This window comes from Luteibacter sp. HAY1-4A (genome assembly GCF_056755355.1).
In genome coordinates this window covers 27410-45531 of record NZ_JBNDHZ010000021.1, presented here as the reverse complement: position 1 = coordinate 45531, position 18122 = coordinate 27410, and the positions used below count along the sequence as shown (strand labels likewise).

12 protein-coding genes are annotated in these 18122 nt (G+C 63.9%); 6 read left to right on the top strand and 6 right to left on the bottom strand.

Annotated features, from left to right (window positions below):
* The first annotated feature begins 242 nt into the window (after positions 1-242).
* Together ACPYOD_RS09115 and ACPYOD_RS09110 are read left to right on the top strand one after the other, a co-directional pair.
* A complete protein-coding gene (locus ACPYOD_RS09115) occupies positions 243-2669 on the top strand; it encodes a TonB-dependent receptor (RefSeq protein ID WP_481301422.1) in 2427 nt (808 codons plus the stop codon).
* A gap of 141 nt (positions 2670-2810) precedes the next feature.
* Positions 2811-4406 carry a tryptophan halogenase family protein gene (locus ACPYOD_RS09110; RefSeq protein ID WP_481301421.1) on the top strand — a complete coding sequence of 532 codons (1596 nt, stop codon included), beginning with the start codon at positions 2811-2813 and terminating at the stop codon, positions 4404-4406.
* A gap of 12 nt (positions 4407-4418) precedes the next feature.
* Here the strand turns inward: ACPYOD_RS09110 and ACPYOD_RS09105 are convergent, their stop codons facing one another.
* From ACPYOD_RS09105 to ACPYOD_RS09090, 4 genes are all read right to left on the bottom strand, one after another.
* Positions 4419-6728 carry an Orn/Lys/Arg family decarboxylase gene (locus ACPYOD_RS09105; RefSeq protein WP_481301420.1) on the bottom strand — a complete coding sequence of 770 codons (2310 nt, stop codon included), beginning with the start codon at positions 6726-6728 and terminating at the stop codon, positions 4419-4421.
* Between the two features lie 3 nt (positions 6729-6731).
* Positions 6732-8072: an arginine/agmatine antiporter gene (adiC, locus tag ACPYOD_RS09100; protein ID WP_481301447.1), complete on the bottom strand. Its 1341-nt coding sequence runs from the start codon at positions 8070-8072 to the stop codon at positions 6732-6734.
* 14 nt (positions 8073-8086) lie between these two features.
* Complete coding sequence (locus ACPYOD_RS09095) at positions 8087-9538, bottom strand: DcaP family trimeric outer membrane transporter (RefSeq protein WP_481301419.1); 1452 nt, start codon at positions 9536-9538, stop codon at positions 8087-8089.
* A 448-nt stretch (positions 9539-9986) separates the two neighbouring features.
* Positions 9987-11207: a PQQ-dependent sugar dehydrogenase gene (locus ACPYOD_RS09090; RefSeq protein WP_481301418.1), complete on the bottom strand. Its 1221-nt coding sequence runs from the start codon at positions 11205-11207 to the stop codon at positions 9987-9989.
* Positions 11208-11366: 159 nt separating this feature from the next.
* Between ACPYOD_RS09090 and ACPYOD_RS09085 the strand changes: the two genes are divergently transcribed.
* Positions 11367-11726, top strand: a complete 360-nt coding sequence (locus ACPYOD_RS09085; protein WP_481301446.1) for an ArsR/SmtB family transcription factor — start codon at positions 11367-11369, stop codon at positions 11724-11726.
* On the top strand, positions 11707-12204 hold the full coding sequence (locus ACPYOD_RS09080) for an SRPBCC family protein (protein ID WP_481301417.1): 498 nt from the start codon (positions 11707-11709) through the stop codon (positions 12202-12204). Before ACPYOD_RS09085 ends, ACPYOD_RS09080 begins: the two co-directional genes overlap by 20 nt.
* 342 nt (positions 12205-12546) lie before the next feature.
* On the opposite strand, the gene ACPYOD_RS09075 is transcribed toward ACPYOD_RS09080, so the two are convergent.
* The gene (locus ACPYOD_RS09075; protein ID WP_481301416.1) at positions 12547-12867 is read right to left on the bottom strand and encodes a hypothetical protein; all 321 of its coding nucleotides are present in this window, start codon (positions 12865-12867) and stop codon (positions 12547-12549) included.
* Positions 12868-12886: 19 nt separating this feature from the next.
* On the opposite strand from ACPYOD_RS09075, the gene ACPYOD_RS09070 reads away from it, so the two are divergent.
* Positions 12887-14077 (top strand): epoxide hydrolase family protein, encoded by a 1191-nt coding sequence (locus ACPYOD_RS09070; protein WP_481301415.1) that lies wholly within the window; start codon positions 12887-12889, stop codon positions 14075-14077.
* Positions 14078-14148: 71 nt separating this feature from the next.
* Positions 14149-15180: an alpha/beta fold hydrolase gene (locus tag ACPYOD_RS09065; RefSeq protein WP_481301414.1), complete on the top strand. Its 1032-nt coding sequence runs from the start codon at positions 14149-14151 to the stop codon at positions 15178-15180.
* Between the two features lie 21 nt (positions 15181-15201).
* Here ACPYOD_RS09065 and ACPYOD_RS09060 read toward each other — a convergent pair whose 3' ends face one another.
* The gene (locus ACPYOD_RS09060) at positions 15202-18072 is read right to left on the bottom strand and encodes a type 2 lanthipeptide synthetase LanM family protein (protein ID WP_481301413.1); all 2871 of its coding nucleotides are present in this window, start codon (positions 18070-18072) and stop codon (positions 15202-15204) included.
* Positions 18073-18122 lie beyond the last annotated feature (50 nt).

The following is an 18122-nucleotide window of genomic DNA, read 5'->3' as shown; positions in this document are numbered from 1 at the left end:
TTTGCTTCGCAGCAAAACTCGTCGCATGAGAGCGCATTGCAGGTGGGTAGGTAAGCATTTTTAGCTGGAGCGCCGACGTGCTGCCATGCGGCAAGCATTCGTCGGCCCGGCGCTCTATCATCCAGTAATGACAGCGCTGTCATTTGGATGGATGGCGTGCCGATCGGGGAGTCGGGGAAAGCTTTGTCACGGCCGGCGCATGCGGCGGCAACACACTACGAACGATGGATGGGGAGAGCCAGATGAGTCTGCATCGCAATTTGTTGTATGTCGCCGTAGCGCTCGCGATCGCTCCGGGCACGCTGCTTGCGGCGGATCAGGACACGACCGGGCAAGACACGTCGAAGAACCCGACGGGTGCCGACAGGAAGGTACAGAACCTGGACGCCGTCTCAGTGACCGCGACCAAGCGCGAAACGCCGCTGCAAAAAACGCCGGTAGCGGTAACCGCGATCACGGTCGACACGCTCGACAGGGAGCGCGTCATGACGGTGCAGGACCTGACGAAGCTCGTCCCGGGCCTGCAGGGCACCTCGCAGGGCGACCATGGCGTGGTGACGCTCACCCTCCGCGGCATCGGCAACGACAGCGCGAAGACCGAGTACGCCGATCCTGAAGTGGCGACCTTCGTCGACGGCGTGTACGCGCCGCGTGCAGAAGCCGCCTCCGGCTTGCTGCTGGACATGGAGGGCGTGGAAACGCTGCGCGGACCGCAGGGCACGCTCTGGGGCCGCAACTCCACCGCCGGCGCCATCAGCTTCCAGACGGCCAAGCCGGATATCGGCGCCGGCTTCTACGGTAATGCACAGGTGGAAGCGGGCAACTTCAACCAGACCGGCGCACGTGCGGCGTTCAACCTGCCCATCAGCAACACCTTCGCCATGCGCGTGGCGGCGGTGCACCAGCAGCACGACGGCTACGTGGACTACCAGCGGCCCTCCGGCCAGTTGCCCAGCGTCGCCCAGCAGCAACAGACGTACCTCGCCTCCGGCGGCACCCTGGCCAACTTCCGGCCGATCGACCCGGGCCAGTACGTGCAGAATGGCGACAAGTACAACGCGCAGGACCAGTCCGCCGCACGTGTCAGTGCCTTGTGGCAGCCGAGCGACGCATTCAAGTGGAACCTGTCGTACGAGTATTTCACCGATCGCGGCACTCCCAGCCTCAGCCTGATGCAGACACCGCGACAGGGGCAGGACTTCTGGTCCGCGCTGATCGACACCGCGCCGTACCTGCACCGTACGTCGAACACGGTGCGCAGCCGCATGGACTGGAACATCAGCGACGGCATGCAGCTGAGCTACATCGCCGGCTACAACAAGTACTCCGGCAAGAGCGACTTCGACCAGGACGTCGGTGTCAGCGTGCCCACCAGCTTCACCACCAATGGCGTGTACCAGGACGACCGCACCAACGACTCCAACTACAAGAACTGGAGCCAGGAAATCAACCTGAAGTCGGTCGGCGCGCAGACCGTGGATTGGATCCTCGGTGCGTACTACGGCTACGAAGACAACGACATCCGGTTCGACATCCCCATCATGAACGGCACGCGCTACGGCACCGTGAGCTGGCAGGGGTCCTTCATCCAGCCGAAGGAAACCGTGGAATCGTATGCGGTGTTCGGCCAGGCGACGTGGCACCTCAGCGACCACTGGCGACTGACCGGCGGTGCGCGCTGGTCGCACGACACCAAGGAGAACAAGGGCGGCATCAACTGGGGCTGGGCGTACGACCCGACCGTGCCTCAGGTACCGATTTCTCCCGACGTATATCCGGACCCGTCCAACGGCTTCTCCATCTCGCAGCGGAACACTGCGCGCTACAGCAAGAGCAAGCCGACTTGGTTGCTGCGCCTGGATACCGACGTCAGCGAGAACGGCCTGCTGTACGCCAGCGTGTCCACGGGCTACAAGTCCGGCGGTACGCAGGACGCCGGCACGCTGTACAAGCCCGAGACGCTGACCAACTATGAAGTCGGCAGCAAGTTCTCGTTCCTCGACGGCCACATGACGTGGAACTCGGCTGTCTACTACGAAAACTTCAAGAACTTCCAGCTCTCGGCACCCATCGTCTACCCCGACGGCAACCATGGCCTGGGCTTCTCCAACGTGGGCGGCAGCACCAAGGTGCTCGGCTTCGAGACCGAACTGGCGTACCAGCAGACGGACGACCGCTTCAACCTGATCTTCTCCGCCATTCCGAAGAAGGAACTGGGAAAGCTGGTATATGCCGGTTCCAACGATTACCAGGGCCTGCCGGCGTGCCCGCCGGAATCGAACCTCGCCAACTGCGCCAATGTCACCGGCAACGACCTGCCGCATGCGCCGAACGTATCGTTGACCGGCATCTACGAGCACACGTTCCACCTCGCCAACGGTGGACGCCTCACGCCACGCATCAGCGCGCAGTACCAGAGCTCGCAGTGGCTGAGCTATTTCAACCTGGGCTCGGGCGACCGGCAGAAGTCCTATACGCGTGGCGACGTGTCGCTGCGTTATAGCGAGCCGGGCGACAAGTGGTGGGTGAATGCGTACGTGCAGAACGTGTCCGACGGGAAGATCCGTACCAGTGCCGGCCGCTTCCTGATGTCCGACGGGTCGCTGCAATACGTGTCGCAGTACCTGGCACCGCGTACGTATGGCGTGCAGCTGGGCGTCTGGTTCTGATCCCATAGCTGGCGGCCCCACGACGTGCCGGTCGCCTGAAGTTTGCCGTTCCTTCTCTCCCACTGAATGGCGTTTGCCGGGCCCGCGTGCGGCGGCCCGGCAATTCTTTTATCCATCGTGCGACAGCGGCGGGGACACACCATGGCGCGTCTGAAGAAAGTGCTGATCGTCGGCGGCGGCACCGCCGGATGGCTTGCGGCCTGTTACCTCGCCAAGGCGGTCAATGCGACCGATCCGCGGAGCGTGCAGGTGCACCTGGTGGAATCGCCTGACATCGGTCTGCTCGGCGTGGGCGAAGCCACGTTCCCCTCCATTCGCGGCACGCTGGCGGCCATCGGCCTCGACGAGCGCCGTTTCCTCGTCGGTGCCACCGCAACGTACAAGCAAGGCATTCACTATCGCCATTGGGTGCGGCCGCCGGGTGCCCCCGGTTCGGATCACTTCTTCCATCCCTTCAACGCACCCAGCCAGCGCCCTGGGGGCCCCGAGCTACTGCCGTACTGGCTGCTGGGCGCAGCCCCGGAGGGTATGCCGTTCGCCGACGCCGTGTCGATGCAGTCCACCCTGGTCGACCATTCGCGTGCGCCGAAGCGCGCAAGGGATGCCGACTACCAGGGTCCCATGAACCACGCCTTCCACTTCGATGCCGCCTGCTTTGCGCGCGTGCTCGCCGAGCACGGCCAGGAGGCGCTTGGCGTGGTGCGGCACGTGGCCACAGTGGAGCGCACGGAACTGGACGAGCACGGCGCCATCGCCCGGGTGGTGACGAAGGAGGAGGGCGCGCTTACCGCCGATCTGTACGTGGATTGCACCGGCCTGCGCGGCATGCTGATTGGCAACACGATGCAGTCGCCGTTCCGCAGTCGTGCCGACGTGCTGTTCGCCGACCGCGCGGTGGCCATGCAGGTGCCGTACGCCACGCCGGAGACGCCGATTCCGTCGTATACCATCTCCACCGCCCAGGAAGCCGGCTGGATATGGGATATCGGTCTTCAGAAACGGCGTGGCGTGGGTTATGTGTACTCGTCGCGGCATACCGCCGACGATCGCGCGGAGGAGGTATTCCGACGCTACCTCGGCACGGCCGGCGAGGGCCTGAAGGCCATGCACATCAAGTTCGAAACCGGGTACCGTCCCGAGCACTGGCGCAAGAACTGCGTGGCCGTGGGCTTGGCCGGTGGCTTCGTGGAGCCGCTGGAATCCACGGGCATCGCGCTGATCGAGCTGGCGACCTATCTGCTCACGCACCTGCTGCCCGCCGACACCGACCAGATGGAAGGCGCCGCGAGCCATTTCAACGAGATGATGGTGGCCCGCTACGACCGCATCATCGATTTCATCAAGATGCACTACTGCCTGAGCCAGCGGCGCGACTCCCCCTTCTGGATCGACAACGCCGATCCTGCGAGCATCCCGCATACGCTGCAGGACAAGCTTGCGAAGTGGAAGCAGCGCCCGCCGCACCGGCTGGATTTCGTGAGCGACCTGGAGATGTTCATGACCTCCAGCTGGCAATACGTGCTGTATGGCATGGAGTTCAAGACCGATCTCGAACCCATGCGCAGCGCGTATCCGCACGTTGACGCGGCCCGCCGGGAATTCGCCATGATCCAGCAGGCCGCCATCCGGGCGCTCGACGACCTGCCGGACCATCGGGCGCTCGTCGAGCAATTATGCGACGAGTATGCGCGGCTTGGCCGGTCGCAGGCGCCCGGCTCGGCATCCGCCGTCGGCTGACGGTTGGCCCGCCTAGCCGTCGCTGGAACCGGTCAGCACCTCGACCACGTAATGTTCGTGTCCCTGGTCGTCCACGTCCACCAACAGCCCGTGCACGTCCGATTCGAAGCCGGGGAATAGCCGGTTCTGCTCACGGGCAATGCGTAGCGATTCCATGATGGCCTTGTTCTGGCCACCGTAGCGTTCGCCGGGCATGATGGTCGGAATGCCCGGCGGGTAGGGAACGATCATCGTGGCGGCGATGCGCCCCTCGAGCTCGTCGATGCTGGCGTACTCGACCTTCCCCTGCACGAAACGATCGTAGGCCTCGGCGGGCGTCATGACCGGATCGGGCAACTCGACGTACATGTCGTTCATCACCTTTGCAACGCCCTTCTCCACGTTGAATGCGTGCAGGGCATCGCAGAGGTCGCGCAGCCCCAGCGTTCCATAAACGAGCGGGTAGATGCCGGCAAGCGACGGCAGGGCGTTGCGCAGTGGTTCGTTGCGGTCGTACAGCGTCTTGAACGACAGGAGCTCCGTGGCCAGCGTGCTCCACTTGCCCTTGGTTACCCCCATGGAGAACAGGCAGAGGAACGAATAAAGATTCGTCTTCTCGACCGTGACGCCGCGCTCCCACAGGAACTTGGTCACCACCGCAGCAGGAATGCCCTGGTGCGCCGACGAGCGGCCTTCCAGGTCGAGTCCCGACGTAAGGATGGTGACCTTGATGGGGTCAATCATCATGTAGCCTTCGGGCAGCGCACCGAAGCCGTGCCAGGGCGCATCGGATGCCAGCAGCCAGTCTCGCTGGTGCGTTTCGGCGGGGCCGATCGTGTCCAGTTCACGCTCCAGGCGCCTGCGCAGGGCGTCGGGCTGCCATACCTGGAACCACCACTCGTCCCTCGGCATGCCATGCTCGATATGCAGCATGGCACGACGGAAGGCGATGGCCTCGTCGTGGGTTTCCTGCACCAATGACCGGCCGGCCCGTCCTTCCATCATCTTCGAGGCTACGTCGCACGAGGCGATGATGCCGTAATGCGGCGACGTGGACGTGTGCATCATGAACGCCTCGTTGAAGCGCCTGGTGTCCAACGCTCGCCCCTTGCCGTCGCGGACGTGGATCATCGAGGCCTGCGAGAAGGCAGCCAGCAGCTTGTGCGTGGACTGCGTGGCGAACATCACGGCCTGCTGCATGCGTCCGCGGCCCTTGCCCATGGCGTAGTGGTCTTCATACAGCTCATGGAAGGCGGCGTAGCCGTACCAGGCCTCGTCGAAATGGAGGTAATCGACGGCCTCGCCGATACGTTCGGCGATAACCTCCGCGTTGTAGCAAAGGCCGTCGTAGGTCGAGTTCGTCACCGTCGCCATGCGTGCACGGGTCCCGTCCATGCGCGCATTGCGCGCCAGCGGGTGGTTGTCGACGCGTGCCGCCATGGACGCCGGGTCGAACTGATCCAGACTGATGGGGCCGATGATGCCGTGCGCGTTGCGACTCGGCTTCAGCCATACCGGCACGGCGCCGGTCATGACGATCGCGTGCAACAGCGATTTGTGGCAGTTGCGGTCCACGAACACGACGTCGCCCCGGGCGACCACGCCATGCCAGACGATCTTGTTGGACGTGGAGGTGCCGTTGGTGACGAAGTAGGTATGGTCGGCACCGAAATTCCTGGCGGCTTCCTCCTCCGCGGTTTTGATCGGCCCGCTGTGGTCGAGCAGGGACCCCAGCTCCGGCACGGAAATGGACAGGTCGCTGCGCAGCGTGTTCTCCCCGAAGAACTGGTGCAGCGCCCGGCCGACGGCCGACTTCGTGAAGGCGATACCGCCTGCGTGTCCCGGCGTGTGCCAGCTGTAGTTGCTGCGCGCGGAATGGATGATCAGGCCTTTGAAGAAGGGCGGAAGGAGCCGCTCCATGTAGTCGTCGGCGGCACGCAGCACTTGCCGCGCGATGAAGGCCTTGGTGTCTTCATAGAGATAGATGAACCCGTGTACCCGGCCCAGGAGCCGCGTGGGAAGCTTCTCGATGGTGCGCCTCTCGCCATAGAGGAAGACCGGAAGATCCCCGCGCCTCGCCTCCTGTTCGTCCAGGAAAACGAACAGGTCGTCGAACTGGCTCGGGCCTTCTTCCGTGCCGTCGATGGATACGAGGACGGCCGAGGCCGCCGTGTACGTCCGCCCGGCGGCATGGGCGTCCGCCATGCTCAGTCCGCTGAGGACACGCTGGCTGTGCGTGGCGATTTCCTCGGCAAGGGCACGGATGAGAATGCCGTTGATGCGAGGCGAGTCGTAATCGTCGTCGATAATGACGATGGGGTAGTCGAGGGCATTGAAGTACATCGGTCAGCTCCTGGCAGCCGGCGAGGCGATCTTCGCGGCAAGGGTCTTCTGGCGTCGTTCCTCACTGAAGAACGGATAGAAGACGGTGATGAACAGCATGAACAGGAAGGCCCATGTCACCAGTTCGCCTTCGGTGCCGAAAATGGCCCATAGGCAATAGACCACCACGATGCTGGTAAGCACCCAGTACATGCCGACATGGCTGCTGCCGTGGCCCTGTTCCACCACGAAGTAGCAGGCGACGCACGAGTAGATGTAAGGCAGGAGGGTAAGGACCACCGCCGCCGACGTGACCAGTTCGAACTGCGCGGATGCCGACGAAGACGTGGCGGTGACCAGCACCACGAGCGTCATCAAGAGGGCAACGATCAAGAGGCCCACGACGGGTGTGCCATCGCCATTGGTTCGGCTGAAAATGGCAGGGAACAGGCCGTCGTCGCCCGCCGCTTTCGCCGACAAGGCGGTCAACAGGATCCAGCCTCCGAGCGAGCCCGCCGCGCCCAGCGCCGCGCAAAGGCTGACTATGTTTCCGGCGAAGGGACCGATCGCCATCTGCGCGGCGAGTGCGAACGGGGCGTCGGCAACCTTCAGTTCGGCATTGGGCACCATCCCCATGATGACCGCGGAACTGGAGATATAGACAATGGCCGCCAGCGCGACACCGGCGAGCGTGGCGATGGCCACGTTCTTTTCCGGGTTGCGTACTACGGCCGCGGATACCGAGGCGGACTCCACGCCGATGAACGCCCAGAGGGTCAGTGATGCCGATGCAGAGATAGCCTGGAAGTCCGACTTGCCGGAAACGTTGTAGGCCGCCGAGAACACGTCGCCCTTGAACCAGAACCAACCTAAAAGCGCGACGCCGAAAAGGGGCACGAGCGCGAAAGACGTGGTGATCGACTGGATCCTCGTCACCACGTTGGCACCGGCAATATTGGCGAAGGTGAACGACCAGATAAGCGCGATCACGACGGCGGTGCGTATCCAGGGGTTCGCCAGGGCCGGGATGACATAGCTGAAGTACCCGACGGCCGAAATGGGTAGCGCCACGTTGCCGATCCAGTTGGCGAACCAATAGATGGTGTTGGTCTGGAAGCCGACGTAGGGGCCGAAGGCATCGCGTGCGTAGGCGTACGGTCCACCCGCCTTCGGAGCGAGCCTTCCAAGCTTTGCGAATACGAAGGCCAGCAGCAGCGAACCGACGGTGGTGACGACCCACCCCCATATGGATACCGAGCCGAACTTCGCCAGGTTTCCCGGCAGGAGGAACACGCCGGACCCCATCATGTTTCCGGCGACGAGGAACGTGGCAGGTACTACGCCGATTTTCTTATCGCCCGACATCATGCTGCTCCCTTCTACTTTATGAAGTTGTACTGCACCGACCCCTGGAGGCGGGTGTCGTTGGCGCGCGCCTTGCCCTGCTGTTCGAGCGTTCCCCACAAGAGTTCCACGCCCATCGTCCAGGTTGGGGCAGGGCTCCAGATCATGTTCAACGCGGCGTAGTCGCTCATCCTGAAATCGCCCGCATCCAGGCCTTTGCGCGTGGGCACGCGGGCCTGGCCGTACACGGCATTGGAGCGCCAATGCGGCGACCAGTAATGCGTGTACGCCCCGTACCAACCCCAAGCTTTCAGCGGTCGGAGTTCACGATCGTCGCCTATGAGCGCGTCGAGGCCTGAGCCGCTGGTGTCGGAGAGGTACCGGGAAATGCCGCGGCCATAGACGCCGCTGAACATGAAGAGATCCTGCCCGGCAGCCGCGATGGCGCCACTGACGGCCATGCCCCATCCGTTGGCGTAGCCGCTGCGTTGCCCATTCGTGTAACCCAACCGGCGGAGGAGGGCGCCGCCTTGTATATGCCCCCACGAGCGCTCGGTTCGGAGTGCCACGACGAGGTCCGGCACGCGCGTGGCGCCCTTGGCCTCGGGTGCGTCGACGGGAGCGTCAACTTCCGTCTGCGGGCGCTCGCCGGAAATGGTGAGGCTGTTGCCGTCACCGAAAGGAAACGACTGGTGGATGCCAGGCTGCAGGACGTACATCTGGCCGCCCGGTCCCGCGAAATCCAGCGTGTCGGGCAACGCATCCGCGTCCATGAATGCCGAATATCCGTAGCCGGCATAGGTGTTCCCGATCTGGCCGAATGCATGGCGGACATGGAACTGGTAGCTGTTCGGATCGCTGCCGAAGAAGTCGTTCTCCAGGTAGAACCGTAGGCTTCCATATTCCGTCGGCCGGCGGGCCTCGAAGCTGAAACGGGTCTGCCGGGCGTGCATGTTGAAATGGCTGTGGTCGCGGTCATCCGCGCCGGCGGGAAAGAGCGATGGAATGAATTGCTCGTCGTTCCCGGCTGCATGGTTGTCGGCGATGGCGTCGAGCTTCGCGTAGCCGCCGATACGAACCTTCGTTTCGGTACCGGGAATATCGATGAAACCCTTGAGGTCGGGATCAGTCGGTGGGGGTGCGTTGTCGGGACGCGAGGCACCTGCGCCCGGGTCGGAGACCGAGTTCTGCGCTGGTAACCGGCCAGGCGGAACACCTACGGCCGTCGCTGTCGAAACCGCTTCTTTCTGGGGTCCGACTTGTGTTTGGGACCTATCAGCGGGTTGTCGTGGGTTGGCGAGTGCCGGAGAACGTGTGTGCTCGACAGCGTCCAGGCGCGACTCCATGCTTTGCACCGCATGACGAAGTGCATCCACCTCGACACGAAGCCGCGCATTTTCGGCACGAAGCGAAGCGGTATCGGCATCCTGCGCATGCGCGGACACGGCAATCGACAAGCCCAGCAAAAGTGCCAGCCAACGGTTCACACGTGTTCCTCCTGCTACCGTCCGGTGGAGAGTAACTGTCGTATGTGCGGCGATGACTCATGTCCCCAGCGCGGCATCCTAAGAGGCGAATTGTTGGTGTCGCGCTATCGCCAAGTGACGAGGCGAAGACACGTGGAAGCCTGGAGAACGGGCATGTTTCGGTGCATGGCAGGCGAACGCCTGCCATGGTTCGATAAACGAACTATCGCTGCTTCTTTTCGGCACGAAGCCGTCGAAGGGAACGACCGAATGGCTTCCCCGGCACGGCGATTGCCGCGATATCGGTATTTCTATCCCTCGGCTTGAACGAGAGTTTCCGGACAACCTCGCAAGCAGCGCAGCGCCGGGCGCTTATCGGTTCGCCGGCGCTGCACCGTTACGTAAGGACACGCACCGGTTCGAAGGAGCAGTTGCCGGATTTGTCGAACGGTGCGATGAGAGCAAACACTTATTTCGGCATGAGGTGATACAGGCCGCCCGGCGAGCCGTCTTCCACCATCCAGAGCGAACCGTCGGGTGCTTCTTCGATATCGCGCACGCGCCTTCCGACACTCCATCGCTGGACCACCGTGGCTCCGCCCTTGTGGTCGAACGTGACGCGGACGATACCCAGGCTGACGAGGCCGCTGAGCAAGGCGCTGCCGTTCCAATTCGGGAACAGGTTGCCCTTGTAGAACATGATATTGCCGGGCGCGATGACGGGGTCCCAGTAAATGACCGGCTTGACGAGGTCGGGCCGCGTATCGGGTTTGGGAATGGGCACGCCGTTATAGTTGATGCCGTACGAGACCAGTGGCCAGCCGTAGTTCTTGCCGCGCTCGATCAGGTTCAGCTCGTCGCCGCCGCGAGGGCCGTGCTCGAGTTCCCACAACCGGCCGTCCGGTGCAAAGGCGAGGCCGTAAGGCGTGCGGTGACCGACGCTCCAGGTTTCCGCGGGCGTGAGGTTGGGTCCTTTGAAGGTATAAGTGCTGACGACCGGCGCCGTCTTGGCCTGTTCCGTGTCGCGTGGCGGGTCGATCAAGGGAATGGTGCGAGCGCCGACCTTGCCTGCCCATGGATTGCCCGGCGCGGGCTTACCGTCCAGCGTCAGCCGCAGGATCTTACCGACCGGCTGGTTGGGGTCCTGGGCGGGAGTGAATCGCTGGCGGTCGCCTAGCGTGAGGAAGAGGTACTTCCCGTCCGGCGAGAACGCGATCTGTCCGCCGGGCTGGCCACCTTTACCCGTGGGTACTTGGCGCCACAACACCTGGAAGCCTTCCAGTCGCGGCTGCTTGTCGTCGAGCACGAGTTTCCCCCGGCCCAGCGCCACCCCGCCGCCATACTCGCCCGGTTCGACATAGGTGAGGTACACGTTGTGATCGGTGGCGTAATGGGGCGAGAGGAAGACGCCCAGCATGCCGTTCTGACCTTCGTAGTAGCTCGCGGGGACTCCGCCAAGATCGGTCTTGACGCCGTCGGGAGTTACCAGGGCGACACGGCCGACCTTCTCTGTCACGAGCATTCGGCTGTCGGGCAGGAAAGCGATGCGCCAGGGTAGGTCGAGGCTTGCCACCTTCTTGATGGTGAAGGGGAGGTCGGGATCGTCCTTCTGGTCGCCGGCGTTGGTTTGCGCGTGGGCGGCGTTTGCGAGCAAGGCCGCAAGAAAGAGTCCAGTTCCCAGCTTCATCATGCCCACGTTTCCCCGCGCCATAGTGATGCGGACATCTTAGCGTCCGGATGATTGATCGCGAGTGACGGTTTCTTTAATTCGGGGCCGTCCCGGCATGGGCTGAAGGCCTCAGGCCCGATCACCTTGCAATCCGCTCCAGCGGGGCATACAGTGAACCACATGGTTCACTATCAGGCTTCGCTCGACACGACGTTCGCCGCGCTGTCCGACGCGACCCGGCGCGGGGTGCTGGAGCAACTCGGGAATTCGGAGGCCTCCATCTCGGATCTGGCCCAAAGGTTCCGGATGACGCTCACGGGCATGAAGAAGCACGTGAGCGTGCTGGAACAGGCGGGCCTGGTGGTCACCGAGAAGGTGGGGCGCGTGCGCACCTGCAAGCTCGGCCCCCGCAAGCTTGAAGAAGAGGCCGCATGGATCGAGCAGCAGCGCCACCTTTGGAACGCACGCTTCGACGCACTGGACGCGCTGGTCCAGCACATGAAACGCGAGGAGAAAGCAAATGGCCGTAAACCAAAGTAGCGCCGCCGCGGGGAACCGCACCGCGGTGGAACGCAAGGCCGACCGGGAGCTCGTCGTCACACGTACCTTCGATGCGCCCGTGCGCATCGTTTTCGACGCATGGAGCAAGCCCGATCTTTTCAAGCAGTGGTGGGTGCCGAAATCGGCGGGCATGTCGCTGATCGAGTGCACCATGGACATTCGCACCGGCGGCAGCTACCGCCTTGTGTTCCGCCATCCCGCCTTCGACCAGCCGATGGCGTTCTTCGGCACGTACAAGGAAGTGACACCGCTGAAGCGCATCGTGTGGACGAACGAAGAGAGCGAAGAGGGCGCCGTGACCACGGTGACATTCGAGGAGCAGGGCGACAAGACGCTGGTCACCCTTCATGAGCTCTACCCCACCGAGGCTGCCCGCGACGAAGGCATCGCCGGCTCGGCGGAAGGCCTGCCGGAGCAGTTCGCTCAGCTCGACGAGTTGCTCGCTGGCCTGTCGTAAAGATACGCTACGGCACGATGTGGCGAAGGAGAAATGTCCTTCGTCGCTCGTGCCCGGTACGTATATATCAAGGGGAAAACATGCGCGCACTTCCGCTTACCGTGACGGCGGCCATCGGTGTGCTCTCGGCTGGCACCGCGCCATGACCCATCAGGAGCCGGGCCGCATGACTTACTTACGTCTTAAAGCCGTTTGGGACTTGGGGGGGGTACTACCCTTGGCCACTTCAACCTGAGTCGGGCCAGGTGACGGCATTGGGGCGCGCGAATTCGCCAGCGGCTCGCGGTCCTCACTTTGCGTTCGTCGGTCGGCGAGGATGCGTTATCGCCAGGCGACTGCCCATCATACTTTGGTGTCGGTTTTGGCAGCATACCGATGAACCGGCCGACACCATGGTGCAATAGTGGCCGAGCCGACCTTCTGGTCAGATCGCTCCTGCAAAAGCATGTGTCGCGGATGCGCCACGTTACTTGCAGCAGCTTTCCCTTCCAGGAGATCGATCAGCATGCCTTCAACGTTCCCGACCTTGCCGCATCGGATCGCGCCTGCGCTTTCCGCGATGGCGATAGCTTTTGGCCTTTCTTTTTTCTCCACAGTCCATGCTGCCGAGTCCCCTGCGGTCGCTGGAACATCGCATACGTCCAGTAAGGACGACACCAGCATTCGGCCGTTCAAGATCCACGTGCCGCAAGCGCAGCTCGTCGATCTCAAGAAGCGCATCGCAGCCACACGCTGGCCGGACAAGGAAACCGTCGGGGACACCTCACAAGGCGTGCCGTTGGCGACCATGCAGTCGCTGGTGAAGTACTGGGGCACCGGCTACGACTGGCGAAAGGTGGAGAAGACCCTTAACGCGCTGCCTCAGTTCGTCACCACGATCAATGGCGTGGACATCCAGTTCATCCATGTGCGTTCGCGCGAACCCAACGCGATGCCGCTGATCCTCACGCACGGCTGGCCGGGGTCGCCCCTGGAGTTCGTCAAGGCGATCGGGCCCCTGACGAACCCAGTCGCCTACGGCGGCCGAGCCGAGGATGCATTCGACGTCGTGATTCCGGCGATCCCCGGCTATGGCTTCTCCGGCAAGCCCACCGAACCGGGATGGAATCCCGATCGCGTGGCGAAGGCCTGGGACGTACTGATGAAGCGCCTGGGTTATACCCATTACGTGTCGCAAGGCGGTGACCATGGTTCTGTGATTTCCGATGCACTGGCGCGCCAGGCACCAGCCGGCCTGCTGGGGATCCACCTCAACATGCCGGCCACGATCCCTGCCGACCTCGTGAAGGGGATCAACAGCGGCGATCCGGCGCCGGCTAGCCTGTCGGCCGACGAACGCCGGGCATACAACCAGTTGAGCGGCTTCTTCAGCCGCAACGCCGCCTATGGCGCGATGATGGTGACGCGCCCGCAGACCATCGGCTATTCGCTCGCCGACTCACCCTCGGGCCTCGCTGCATGGATGTACGAAAAGATCGCCGAGTGGACCCAGAGCGACGGCCAGCCCGAGCGAGTCCTGGGCCGCGACGGCATTCTCGACGACATCACCCTGTACTGGCTGACCAACACGGGGGCATCGTCGTCGCGTTTCTACTGGGAAAACAACAACAATAACTTCAGCTCGTCGGCACAGAAGACGGCCACGATCAAGGTGCCGGTGGCGGTCACGGTGTTCCCTGCCGAGATCTATCGTGCGCCGAAGAGCTGGACCGAACAGGCGTATCCGTCGCTCTACTACTTCCATGAAGTGGACAAGGGTGGCCACTTTGCCGCGTGGGAGCAACCGCAGCTCTTCAGCGAAGAATTGCGCGAGGCATTCCGTCCCCTGCGAACAGCCGGCGCGAAGCCCCAGCCGCTACGCTCAGAACAATAACGCCCCGTTACCCGGACAACGGGCGCATCTGTCCACGACATTCCGGTATTCGCCGGTCACGGAGAACTTCCATGTACTTCCCGAATGCAAAAGGCAAGGCGACGCGCCGGCTACTGGGCGCATCGATCCTTCTGGTTGCGACGATGCCCATGGGCATCGCCGGCGCGGCCGAGCGAATGCCGACCACGGCACCGGAAACGCAGGACTCGCTTGGCACGCTGAAGCACGTTCGCGCCGGCGTGCTTAGCGTGGCCTACGCGGAACTTGGGCCTGCCGAAGGCCCCGTGGTGATCCTGTTGCACGGCTGGCCTTACGACATTCACAGCTTCGACCGCGTTGCGCCCGCGCTTGCGGCGAAAGGCTACCGCGTACTGGTACCGTATGCGCGCGGATACGGCGGCACGCGTTTTCTGTCGCCGGACACGCCGCGCAATGCCGAGCCCGCGGCCCTCGCCCAGGATGTCGTCGATTTCATGGACGCATTGCACATCGAGCGCGCGGAGTTGGCGGGCTTTGACTGGGGTGCACGTTCGGCCGACATCGTGGCGGCCCTGTGGCCGCAACGGGTGAAGGGTCTGGTGTCGGTCAGTGGCTATCTCATTGGCAGTCAGGCGGCCGGCAAGACGCCCCTGCCGCCCAAGGCCGAACTGACGTGGTGGTACCAGTTTTACTTCGCCACCGATCGCGGCCGCGAGGGTTACGACAAATATCGACATGACTTCGCCAAGCTGATCTGGCAACTGGCATCGCCGAAGTGGAATTTCGACGATGCCACGTTCGAACGAAGTGCGGCGGCGCTCGACAATCCGGACCAGGTCGCCATCGCGATCCACAACTACCGTTGGCGGCTGGGGCTCGCCGACGGGGAAGCGAAGTACGCGCCGCTGGAGAAACGCCTGGCCGAATTCCCCGCGATCACCGTGCCGACGATCACCATGGAAGGTGACGCCAACGGCGCACCTCACCCGCCGGCTGAGGCGTACAGGAAGTACTTCACCGGCAAGTACGAATATCGGCTGGTTACCGGCGGCATTGGCCACAACTTGCCGCAGGAAGCCCCGCAGGCGTTCACGCAAGCGGTCATCGATGTCGACCACCTGTAATGGGTGACATGGAGAAGATCGCTAGGTTGCCAGCACGTAGCGTTCTAGAGCGATGCTGTGGGGCGCCGCGGCCAACTCATATTCCATCAGCAGTGGCGACGGCATCCGGCACGCCGGGTGCATCCGGGTCAACTGCAAGATGGACCCGGAAACGCCGCTCATCAGACCCGGGGTGAACGCATCGCGCGCCAGGCCGCCGACGATGCCGTGCTCCTCGATGCTGGATAGCACGATGGCTGCCGGCGGCAGCCCGGTATCGGGCACGGGGGCAGGGTCCAGGTGTGCCGCACGCGTCAGCAATTCCCAGGTGCTGAGGTCGCCGTGGCAGAGGGTATGGCTATGCCCCCAGCCGCCCTCGGCCGCGGCGCGCACCGCGCGGCGTAGCGTGTCGAGGTGGCGCGGGTGCCCTGTGCGTTCGTAGAGGTCGCATGCCGTCAGCCCGATGCCGACGCTGCCGTGGCACCAGGTATTCGCGAAGTCGCCGCTGTCGGGCTTGCGGACGTCGATCCAGTTGCCTGCCTTCGCATCGTAAAGAGATTCCTCGAAATCGAAGGCCCGCTCGGCGAGGCCGAGCCAGCGGTGGCGATCGATGGCGTTTCCGGCTCCGCTGAGCCCAAGGCGCGTCAGCGCCCAGCCAGTGCCCGTCGCGCCATGTGCAAAGCCGCCAATTGGCTCGCTGAAGATCGACGCGGGCCAGCGAGCCCCGCGCTCGTCGACGATGGCTGTGGCCTCGAGGTGCCTGCCCGCGCGCGCCGCCAGTGCCAGCCAGCGCGGGTCGCCGGTGGCCTCGGCGAGGTTGAGGAGGGGGACGATCGCGCCGCCCACGCCTTCCAGGATGTCGAGCACGCGCTCGTTCTCGATATCCCAGCGCTCCATGTGCACCCCTTGCGCCACCGCACGGGCAAGGAAGCCTTCTTCGGGGCGAAGATGATCGAGCGTCAGCCACGTCTGTACCTGCGAGCCCAGACCGATGAAGCCCCCGATGGCCTCGGCTTCGTCGATGTCTTCGGCGACTCGCAGAATGCGGAGCACGCCGTCCAGCGCCTCGATGACGCCAGCCACTTCGTCCACGCGACCATGCCGCATTTCCTCGGCGTATCCGGCGAGTGCCAGCGCGATACCGCCCAGACCAACGTAGAGGTTCGGTTGCAGCGTCCGCATCGTCCAGCCACCGCGGCCAAGGATCGGGCTGATCCAGGTCATGGTGCCGTCGTTGCCGCGCACCGAGAGGCGAAGGAGCTGTTCAAGCGTCTCCCGGGCCATCGATCGGCGCCGCCGGTCCAGGTCCTCGGCATGGGCGCGCCGGGCCGAGAGATCGTAGGGCGACCGCTTGTCGTCGTTCAGCCTTACGTTGAGGTGAGCGGTAACGAGGGCGCCCCGAATGGTCAGCTCCTCGAGCTCGATGCGCATGTCCAGCCAGGAGCGAAACACCTCGTCGCGCTGCGCCTCGTCCAGCACGTTGGCGAACACTGGCACATCGCCATGGCGCATGTCGTCGATTTCACTGACGATGATGGATGGATCGGACGGGGCGACCGGCGACACGGCGGCATTCCGGGCCAGGAGGTCGCGAGCCCGTTCGATGGCGGCCGGTTCGTCGTGCAGGGACGCGGGATGCCAGAGCATGCGCATCACCTCGACATAGGCCTGCGTGGGCCGCCGGATGCGCCGTATGCGGCACCCGACAAAGGCGTCGAGCAACGGAGCGAGCTCGCCATGGCGATGCCGTTCGACGAGCGCCTGGGTCATCGTGCGGAAGCCCGTGACGATGTCTTCCCAGAAGCGGGAGATGTCTGGGTTACTGCATGGGTGGTTCTTTCCGGCCTCGATCTCGACGCTGACGAGCCCGACGCGGGCATCGGTCGTTCCGGCATCGAGGATCTCCGGCACGCGGATCCTGGGCTGCTCGCCCTGGAGCGCACCAATGGCGGAAATGTCGACTCCGTCCAGCCCGAGCACGGGCGCACGAAAGGGTACCAGCCCCGTGCGCAGCACCGAGGACCGGATGAGCGCTTGCGCAAGGTCGACCGCTTCGCCCTTCTGCGAAGGTGGGACGGGTATCTCGGTGACGAACAGGCTTTCCACGTCGACTACATAAGGGATGGTGGACGACGCGATCAGGTTCTCGTAGTGGATATCGGTGCCGCCGAGCAGGCGCATGACCGCGAGCCAGTGCCCGATGTTGCGATAGAAGATGGCCAGTTGCGTGTCGTCGGTGCAGTAGACATGGTCGACATGGCGGCTCCAGCCATAGTCGCCCCGGTCGAGCACCGCGGGTACGCGTATGCGCGACGGGTCGCCGTGGAGCACGGTGTCGAGGAAGCGATCCAGGGTTGCGTCGACGCGCAACGACCTCGGCTTGTACATGACCGTTCCGCCGATGAACGTGAGGCGTGCTACCGACTGCCCACCTTCGTGGACGTCGCCTTCGCCGAGGTCCAACCCGCGCAGTTCGCCAAGGTCGGTACCGACGAAGTGGGCCAGGGATTCCCGGTCGGTTGCCAGCCGCGAGAGCATGGAGACTATGGCGCGGCGCTGCTGGTCCAGCGCCCGGGCGAGGCGCCCGATCAGGATGGGGTAGCGGCCATCGATTGCATCGATGAACGCTGGAGTGATGGCCCGCGCCACGAAAGCGGCGAAGCGAGAGGCTTCGGTTCCCTCGGGCAGATCGCCGGATAGCTTCGCCGCATGCAGTTCCAGCAGGAGCACGCGGTTGAGCTTTCGTTCCGCATTCTCGAACAAGGCGCGTTCCGCGGTCGTGGCAACGAGCTGGCGTTCCGCGTCAGTGAGCCCGGGTTGGCGGGCGATGTCCTCAGCCAGCTGCTGGCGCACGTCGCGTGTAAGGAAGGCGATGATCGGAGCGAAGGCGTTCTGCGAGGCGGATGCGTCCATGGGCGGTCCCGGCGATACCCTTGTGGTTTGGGATGGCGAAGAGATAGCCG

What these genes read in the sequence shown, in the direction of transcription:
- adiC (WP_481301447.1), bottom strand. Translation starts at nt 8,072, where the DNA reads ATGTCGGGCGATAAGAAAATCGGCGTAGTACCTGCCACGTTCCTCGTC.
- ACPYOD_RS09110 (WP_481301421.1), top strand. Translation starts at nt 2,811, where the DNA reads ATGGCGCGTCTGAAGAAAGTGCTGATCGTCGGCGGCGGCACCGCCGGA.
- ACPYOD_RS09060 (WP_481301413.1), bottom strand. Translation starts at nt 18,072, where the DNA reads ATGGACGCATCCGCCTCGCAGAACGCCTTCGCTCCGATCATCGCCTTC.
- ACPYOD_RS09105 (WP_481301420.1), bottom strand. Translation starts at nt 6,728, where the DNA reads ATGTACTTCAATGCCCTCGACTACCCCATCGTCATTATCGACGACGAT.
- ACPYOD_RS09080 (WP_481301417.1), top strand. Translation starts at nt 11,707, where the DNA reads ATGGCCGTAAACCAAAGTAGCGCCGCCGCGGGGAACCGCACCGCGGTG.
- ACPYOD_RS09085 (WP_481301446.1), top strand. Translation starts at nt 11,367, where the DNA reads ATGGTTCACTATCAGGCTTCGCTCGACACGACGTTCGCCGCGCTGTCC.
- ACPYOD_RS09090 (WP_481301418.1), bottom strand. Translation starts at nt 11,207, where the DNA reads ATGATGAAGCTGGGAACTGGACTCTTTCTTGCGGCCTTGCTCGCAAAC.
- ACPYOD_RS09075 (WP_481301416.1), bottom strand. Translation starts at nt 12,867, where the DNA reads ATGCTGGTGTCGTCCTTACTGGACGTATGCGATGTTCCAGCGACCGCA.
- ACPYOD_RS09115 (WP_481301422.1), top strand. Translation starts at nt 243, where the DNA reads ATGAGTCTGCATCGCAATTTGTTGTATGTCGCCGTAGCGCTCGCGATC.
- ACPYOD_RS09065 (WP_481301414.1), top strand. Translation starts at nt 14,149, where the DNA reads ATGTACTTCCCGAATGCAAAAGGCAAGGCGACGCGCCGGCTACTGGGC.